The sequence below is a fragment of the Roseofilum reptotaenium CS-1145 genome (assembly GCF_028330985.1).
GTDB classification, from domain to species: Bacteria; Cyanobacteriota; Cyanobacteriia; order Cyanobacteriales; family Desertifilaceae; genus Roseofilum; species Roseofilum reptotaenium.
Genome location: NZ_JAQMUE010000056.1, coordinates 21,525 through 27,524 on the forward strand (window position 1 = coordinate 21,525; position 6,000 = coordinate 27,524).

Annotated in this window: 5 protein-coding genes and 2 pseudogenes; 4 read left to right on the top strand and 3 right to left on the bottom strand. The window is 39.0% G+C overall.

The window, feature by feature from the left end; genetic code table 11:
* Positions 1 to 83 precede the first annotated feature (83 nt).
* From PN466_RS09470 to PN466_RS09485, 4 genes and pseudogenes are all read left to right on the top strand, one after another.
* The gene (locus tag PN466_RS09470) at positions 84 to 323 is read left to right on the top strand and encodes a type II toxin-antitoxin system Phd/YefM family antitoxin (RefSeq protein WP_271939035.1); all 240 of its coding nucleotides are present in this window, start codon (positions 84 to 86) and stop codon (positions 321 to 323) included.
* Positions 320 to 541: pseudogene (locus tag PN466_RS09475) on the top strand (type II toxin-antitoxin system VapC family toxin); the annotation flags it as partial. The gene PN466_RS09470 and the pseudogene PN466_RS09475, both read left to right, overlap by 4 nt.
* A 41-nt stretch (positions 542 to 582) precedes the next feature.
* A complete protein-coding gene (locus PN466_RS09480) occupies positions 583 to 885 on the top strand; it encodes a hypothetical protein (protein WP_271939039.1) in 303 nt (100 codons plus the stop codon).
* Entirely contained in the window at positions 878 to 1,261 is a 384-nt protein-coding gene (locus PN466_RS09485; RefSeq protein WP_271939040.1) for a type II toxin-antitoxin system VapC family toxin, read from the top strand. Before PN466_RS09480 ends, PN466_RS09485 begins: the two co-directional genes overlap by 8 nt.
* 70 nt (positions 1,262 to 1,331) lie before the next feature.
* Here PN466_RS09485 and PN466_RS09490 read toward each other — a convergent pair whose 3' ends face one another.
* From PN466_RS09490 to PN466_RS09500, 3 genes and pseudogenes are all read right to left on the bottom strand, one after another.
* A complete protein-coding gene (locus tag PN466_RS09490) occupies positions 1,332 to 2,477 on the bottom strand; it encodes a Fic family protein (RefSeq protein ID WP_271939041.1) in 1,146 nt (381 codons plus the stop codon).
* A gap of 1,197 nt (positions 2,478 to 3,674) precedes the next feature.
* Positions 3,675 to 4,781 (bottom strand): annotated as a pseudogene (locus PN466_RS09495) (DUF3696 domain-containing protein); the annotation flags it as partial.
* Positions 4,778 to 5,920, bottom strand: coding sequence for a DUF262 domain-containing protein (locus PN466_RS09500; protein WP_271939044.1), 1,143 nt, complete (start codon positions 5,918 to 5,920; stop codon positions 4,778 to 4,780). The gene PN466_RS09500 and the pseudogene PN466_RS09495, both read right to left, overlap by 4 nt.
* Positions 5,921 to 6,000 lie beyond the last annotated feature (80 nt).

Here is a 6,000-nt window from a genome sequence, read left to right on the forward strand (position 1 = left end):
TTTTATGTTCTCTAGTATAGGCGATCGCCTTTCTTGCTGATTATGCTTAGAATCGGGTTGCACACTCTTAGACTACCGAGATCATGGTCAGTGTAACTGTTGAGCAAATCCAGCAAGACCCTCTAAAATATTTACACCAAGTGGAAGCAGGTGAAGGGTTCATTATTGTTCGTGGAGATCGACCCATTGCTGAACTTAAACCCATTCAACAGCAACAGGGAGAGTTGCGACCATTTGGCTTATGTGCTGGAGAGTTTGTTGTACCGGATGACTTTGATGCGCCATTACCTGAAGATATCCTCAGTGCTTTTGAGGGAAAATGAGAATTTTACTCGATACTCATATTTTCTTGTGGTTTATTAGTGGCGATCGCCGATTATCCATCAAGCACCTAGAGATTATTCGCAATCTCGATCATGAGATTTACTTAAGTGTGGTGTCTATTTGGGAGGCGATCGTCAAGCACCAGTTGGGAAAGCTACCATTCCCAGAAAACCCTGCGACCTATCTTCCCAAACAACGCGATCGCCACTCCTCTGCACAATAAAATGCTACAGCAGAAGTAATCCATTGTACAAACTAATGACTGAACTGACCTTAGACAAACCAGAATTCAAGCAACTCCTGAAAGCTACCATTCAGGAATTAATCCAAGAAGAAAGAGAGATGTTTTCTGAACTACTGGTACAAGCGCTAGAAGATATCGCCATGGAAAATACCATTAAGGAAGGAGAGAACAGTGAAGTTGTTAGTCATGATGAAATCTTTAAGATGCTAACTTCTGTAGAAAAAGCTCAAGATCTGTTTAGACAGTATGTTCCTGAAGGTCGAATTCTTTCTGAAGAATTGATGGCTGAACGGAGACAGGAGAACAGAGTTGAGTGAAGTAGTTGTTGATGCATCGGCTATTTTAGCGTTGCTGAATCAAGAAAAGAGGAGTGAAGAAGTTGCACGATTTATGGGTAAGGCAGCTATTAGCAGCGTCAAGGTATCCGAAGTAATTGCTAAGTTAGCAGAATTGAATATTCCTGAAGATGTAATTGCCGAAATTTTGTCGAATTTAAAGCTTGAAGTGATTCCGTTTAGTGAAGAACAAGCGTTACAAGCGGGTATGCTGCGTCCCGTTACGAAGTCACTGGGTTTATCATTAGATCGCGCTTGTCTGGCACTGGGTATTTATCTTCATAAACCTGTTCTGACGAGCGATCGCCAATGGAGTCATCTAAATCTTAATGTTGAAGTTCGGCTGGTGCGATCGTGAACTTTTGGGCGATCACAGGTCATTCGCTGCTTCTAGTATAGGCGATCGCCACTGTGGTTACTTATAATTTCTAGTCTCGAAAAACCTCTAGATAGGGAGCATAGGAAAAGGCTCGATTCCGTTTTTGTCCAGTGATTTCTTCCAAAAGTCTTAGATCGCAAAGATTCTTGATCAGGGTGTTGGCATTAGAGTATCGTAACTTAGTAATTTCTATGGCGTGTTCTACAGTAAAAATCGGTTTAGAATAGAGACTCTCAAGTAATGCGATCGCCTTAGCCGCTCTACGCCCCATTTGATCGAGTACCAACTGGCGATGTTCTTCTTTCAAGTTAACTATTTTTCGAGCAGTAGCAGCAGCTTCTTGAGCTACTTCATAAATACCACATAGGAAAAACTTGAGCCAATTTTCCCAGTTTCCACGATCTCTAATGTCCTGAAGGTAATCGTAATATTGAGATCGGTATTTCTTGAAGTAGTAAGAAATATAGAGAAGTGGGCGCTGAAGGATATTTTGTTCGCACAAAAGAAAAGTAATTAAAAGCCGCCCTGTTCTGCCATTGCCATCTAAAAAAGGATGAATCGTTTCAAATTGAGCATGGGCTAACCCCACTTTGATCAGGGTAGGCATGGGTTGAGAGCTATGCAAAAATTTCTCTAAATTATCTAAAGATTTGAGCATTTCATGGGGAGGAGGGGGTACATAAGTCGCATCTTTTAAGGAACATCCTCCCGTCCCAATCCAATTTTGGCTACGACGAAACTCACCTGGATCGCGTTCAGAACCTCTGACCCCTCGCATTAATTTTTCATGAATTTCTTTAATTAATCGTAAAGAAACTGGTAAGTCTTTGAGTCGGTCAAGACCATGATTAATAGCATCAATATAGTTGACGACTTCAGCAATATCTTGTGGGTTCTGTGGTTCTAATGCTTGAGATTCAAATTCTAGAACATCCATTAAAGACGCTTGTGTACCTTCGATTTGACTGGAAAGAACAGCTTCTTTACGAACATACATAAAGACAAACAAATCTGGGTTCGGAAGAGCATCGGTTGCTCCGTCTAAACGACCCAGAGCGCGATCTGCTTGAGACAAAAGATTCCACATCTCCTGATCCATGACAATTTCTGGCTGAGGTGGTAGAGGACTAGGTATAAAGGCTTGATATCCTTCTATCTGGTGTACATATTGACCTGCTCTGGTTGAGTGAACCATTATTATCGGTTTCGTTAATACTGCATTGATTTCACTTCTATATTAACGAAAAGAGGCTCTTTCCGTTAATAACGGTAGTTTCTGGACGTTTTACTCCAAGCAAAAAACTATATGTAGTGTTTTAATATAGATAAAGACACTAGAGATCGCCAATGGAGTCATCTAAATCTTAATGTTGAAGTTCGGCTGGTGCGATCGTGAACTTTTGGGCGATCACAGGTCATTCGCTGCTTCTAGTATAGGCGATCGCAGTCCCGGTTTGACGATCTATTGTATCTTACGACCAATGTAACCAATGAGAATTTTTCCTGGGCCTAAGTCCGTGCAAAAATAGAGTCTCCAATCTCCTGGAGTCATTCTGAGATGTAAGCTGAATAACCGTTCATTACCATCGATACATTCAATGGTTAGTTTTTGTCTAAATTCCTGAAGTCTGGAATCACTTTCGGGAGTTGCCTTACTAGGAAGCCATTCAAGATTAAAAGGCCCTTCTTTCCAATTTTCAGCAGCCCTTTCTAATTCATCTAGCCGTTTTCGTAGTTGCTTAAGTATTGCATTCCCTTTTTTAATCTCTTGAATTGCTCCAGCAACTGATTCGCAGAACTCTAAGTGAGGAAAAATGCGATCGCGACTAGTCCAAAGATCGACTCCATTATCAATCTCTATATGTTTTTTAATCTAATGTTCGTGTTCTATTATGTGAACCGTGCGACTTGCATGAATAATTGATACCTGTGTCTCAATAATGTTTTCATTCTCATCAATATGGCTGATGTCTAAATTCAAGTAACTGCAATCCCAGATTTGATCGGACAACAAACTTACTGACAAAGAATCAGTAACCCATGCAAATCCTAATCCCGAGGCATATTGATTCTGGTATAAAAAATCTGATAAATTTATGTCAAAGTTATTTTTTATTTTTGCGACGCTATCTGTCCATAACGGTGTTTTGGTATTGAATAAGAGCAAAAACCGTCTTTCTTCACGATCGACTTGCGGATCGTTTCGCCATCGCGCCACGGGATAGTCTGGAGCGAGCATGATGTTATTCATATTATTTTCCGCATGGAGTCGTTTAATTCCACTTTTTTTCGCTGTCCTGAGAGTCTGAATAAACTGAGACATCCATTGTCGTGCTGTGGCAATATCTGGAGCGGGAGTCTGAAGAGAAAGTTCATTAAACACCATCTCTATATCTCCCGTTGGTTCCAATAAAGCCTCTAAACTTTTGTCCCATTCATCAAAAAATCCATCCGGCCAATTATCGATTCTGCCATGACGATCCATTTTAGGCGATATCACCTCGGTTTGAAATTCACGATCGATTTCTTGACGTTGGAAATAATGCAGTTGGACATCGTTAGGATCGAGTTTACCGCGATGGACAGTCAACCGGATTCCATTTAAAATATGATCGCTATGAGTTTCAACAATAACTTGAATTCCACAACTCGCTGCTAGTGCCAGTAACTCCCCTATTTTTGCCTGTCCTTTAGGATGTAGATGAGCTTCCGGATTTTCCAGTAAAATTAAAGCTCCTGGTTTTGATGCCAGTATTGCCACAATGATAGGCAAAGTATAACTAATTCCAAATCCAACATTAGTAGCACGATATAGATTACTTAATCCATAAGAATATTTTAAGCTAACTATATCTAAATCTGTACCATCTCGAATAGTAATTCTGGTTCCTGGACTTACTTCTCCCATCCATGCTTCTACCTGTGCCTCCAGATTCAAAGATTGTTCTGATGTATGGGCTAATTGAGGCTTAACAACATTTTCATCTCTATACCTTGAAAAAAAGTGAGCGGTATATTCACCTTGAGTTCCCATTTGCCGATGCTGGTGTACTTGAAATTCTGATTTTCCTAAATAAGAACGAGAACCAATTCGTTCGGCTTGAAGATAATGAAAATTATCTCCAAATAGATTAGACTTATATACAGAATCTGGTGCTGGAGAGGATCTTAACTCTAATACCTCTGCTGCCCGATTATAATCAAACTGCCAACCCCCTTCTCTACCATCTTTCCACTTGAGTTCAAAACCAATCGAATCTTCCTTCGCTCCTTCAAACAAAGCATCTTGAGCTGTGCCAATACAAACCAAGTCACCATTAAGTGCTAAACCTCTATCTGGTAATAAATCTTGTTGATAAGACTGACGAAGCACTAATAACGAATGTAATACCGAAGACTTACCACTACTGTTCAGCCCTGATAGTAGAGTTAAGTTTTTGAAGTCAAGAGATTGGCTTTCAAATGCTTTAAAATTCTTAAGCGTTATCAATTCAATCATTGCAAAACCTCTGCAATTATATTTTTGATTGACTCAAAACGAGTTTCTACTTTTACATTGACTTGAGAAATGGATTCTAAGAAATCAGAATCACTTTCTGCTAAATCACTAAATTTTTCAATTATCTGATTTTTTCTATCTACTAAAATTTGTATTTGGTCTTCACTTAGTTGGCTAAAATTGACTGACCAAGCTTCAAATAATGATTGATTAATTGGATAGCTCCTAGTCTGATTATTGGACATTTTACGAAAAGCATTTTCACCAAAAATATCACGAGCAGCAATCATTGATTTCTTAAAATCACGCTCTATTTCTATTAGTCTATCTTCACTAATTTCTTTATTTATTTTAATCATGGTATTCACGAGAAATTCCTTGCGACTATCAAATTTTTTAAAATCTTGGTAGTTATGAATAGTATAAGAAAGGAAGCCGAGAATAAATTCTCTATCTATCATTCGGCGCTTCTTTCTAGATTTGCTAAACTGTGTTACTTCATCAAATTCATGCATTTGAGATAACTTGTCTAAAAATTTTGTCACCTTGCCTTGATAGTGTGCATGACGAAGCTCTTGTGAATTGAGAGCGACTCCATTGCTATTAATTCGGTCAAAGATCTCAAATTTTACGGCTGGAGGTGTGCCTTCTTCAATAATAAAAAATGTTAGTTCAGTTTCCAGGATACGACGTTGATATTTTCGAGGTAATTGATCATATTTTTTATTTTCAAGCTCTTTGAGATACTGAAGTTTGGCAAGTTCAAATTTTTGATCGATTATAAATTCTTTAAGGGTTGTTAAACGCTGCAATCCGTCTACAACTAACCATCGATCGTCATTACTACCATCCATATAGAATGCGGGAAGTGGGATATGAATGAGAATAGATTCAATCAGTCTAATTTTGGATGAATTTTTCCATATATCGGACTGACGTTGAAAGTCAGGTGCTAAGTCAAGCTCCCTATGGTTAATCCGCGCCAGGACTAAATCTATAGTCATTTTTCTGGTTTCAACTCTAATTGTAGTCGGATCGAATGGTCGATTAACTTCTTCTTCGTTTCCCTCAATATCTTCTCTATTCAGATTGTTCGTGTCATCAACTGCCTCAATGTTTTCTTCGGTAAAGTTATCCATTATAATTTACCCTTATTTTCTCAATGATAAATTTAATCGCCAATAGTAGAGAGTGCAGAGAAGCGGGGGGGGGGGGGGGG

Excerpts from the sequence above, each read along its gene's own strand:
- PN466_RS09470 (WP_271939035.1), top strand. The coding sequence starts at position 84 with ATGGTCAGTGTAACTGTTGAGCAAATCCAGCAAGACCCTCTAAAATAT.
- PN466_RS09480 (WP_271939039.1), top strand. The coding sequence starts at position 583 with ATGACTGAACTGACCTTAGACAAACCAGAATTCAAGCAACTCCTGAAA.
- PN466_RS09490 (WP_271939041.1), bottom strand. The coding sequence starts at position 2,477 with ATGGTTCACTCAACCAGAGCAGGTCAATATGTACACCAGATAGAAGGA.
- PN466_RS09500 (WP_271939044.1), bottom strand. The coding sequence starts at position 5,920 with ATGGATAACTTTACCGAAGAAAACATTGAGGCAGTTGATGACACGAAC.